The organism is Labrenzia sp. 011, from assembly GCF_003075075.1.
Taxonomy (GTDB): domain Bacteria; phylum Pseudomonadota; class Alphaproteobacteria; order Rhizobiales; family Stappiaceae; genus Roseibium.
This window is the reverse complement of record NZ_QCYM01000056.1, coordinates 1-1425: the sequence shown is the minus strand read 5'-3', so window position 1 is coordinate 1425 and position 1425 is coordinate 1. Positions and strand designations below refer to the sequence as shown.

Sequence of the window (1425 nt, the reverse complement as noted above, 5' to 3'; positions counted from 1 at the left end):
CCCGAAAAATCGCAGCGCACGCATGAGACCCCCGCTCGGGCTACGCCCTCCCGGCGGTCTCATGCGTGCGCCGCAAGTGGACGACTTTTACTCCGCCCATTGGACTGATTTTGCTCCGCCGTTGACAGTCGTCAGCTAGCTTAAAGCTTGTGTTCGCATTCGTTCCCCATCTGTATCTCACCTACCAGTTTGATTGCCCACAAACTCGTCACTCCCAAATTTGCATCGCGACGACGACAATCGGGCCGTAAGACGGACGGTCTAAAGCGACCTTTTCCGTACTTCAACGTGATGAACTCGGCGTCCCTTCAGGTTAGCAGGCTGCCATCGGAGAAATTTGTGGGGACGATGAATTGGAGGCACTGGGGAAAGTCAATTACGGATTGTTCGTGATGGCTTGTTCGCTGTCAATCTCCCCCTCGCGAAGGAAGTTTTGCAGCTTCATGTAGAGGTCGTGATAGCCACCACTACGCACGTTCATGGGAGAGAAGCAGAGGCCAATATCGGGCACAGTCTCCCGTCCCTCATTACGGAAAAACAGCGGCGACAGTGCGCTCAGCAGACCTAACGCATTGTCGCGCAGATCAGCTTTGTCACGAGAATGGACGTTGATTGCCCAGCGAAGTGAGCCAACCAGAATGTCGATGAGCGATGTGAAATGCGATTGTCCAATTGCGCTGTAATGAAAGCCGATGATGTTTGATAATCGTGTAGGTTGCTTCCGATAAGGTAGGTTGATACCGACAGACATTTTTTCGGTCAGGTGCCCATCGATCAGATTCCCCTCATCGTTAAACCGATCTATGAGAACGAGCCCCTTCCGCTCGGAACGATTAAGTGCGCAATGGAAATGATAGCATACCGTGTTAATGCCAAAACGTCGTGCTGTATCGGGATCGTCAGCCAGATTGTGCAACACGACATACGCGAGAAATTGACAGTCATGTTCGATGGCGGCTGTGATGATATCCTGTTTCAGGGCGCGAAACTGTTCGTGTGTAAGCTCGGGAGGTTTCGGATTGAATTTGAGCCGCGTATCAGATGCGAGACCCGCCTTGAGACGTAATTGTTCTATTTTGGTGCTGAGGGATGCAGCTTGTTCTCCAGGGATGCGGACACCGCCGTACAGAAGGAACTCGCCCTTGCGGTTTTCGAGGTTAGATTCGTCGCAGTAGAAAAGATCCATGTAAAATACCCTCCGCCAGCAGAGCTGCACCCCTTCAGTTTATCTTCCAGGTTCAAATTGACCTAGACCTAACCAATGTCAGTTAAACTACCACAATTTGCTTGAGAAAGTTTGGTGGTATACTATTTGTATTTTTTATACGTGAAACGAGTATAAACTTTTACGACCTAAAATTGTTTGGGCGTAACCCTGTCTGTCATAGTTTATTGTATCTCACGATTGTTGGTTTGTGTGTAGAG

1 protein-coding gene is annotated in these 1425 nt (G+C 49.8%); it reads right to left on the bottom strand.

All coding sequences use genetic code 11. The features are described 5' to 3' along the window. Positions 1-376: 376 nt before the first annotated feature. Positions 377-1186 (bottom strand): DUF3800 domain-containing protein, encoded by an 810-nt coding sequence (locus tag DCO57_RS22170; protein ID WP_133192741.1) that lies wholly within the window; start codon positions 1184-1186, stop codon positions 377-379. Between the last annotated feature and the right edge of the window lie 239 nt (positions 1187-1425).

Coding starts and splice junctions, on each gene's coding strand:
- DCO57_RS22170 (WP_133192741.1), bottom strand. CDS start 1,186: ATGGATCTTTTCTACTGCGACGAATCTAACCTCGAAAACCGCAAGGGC.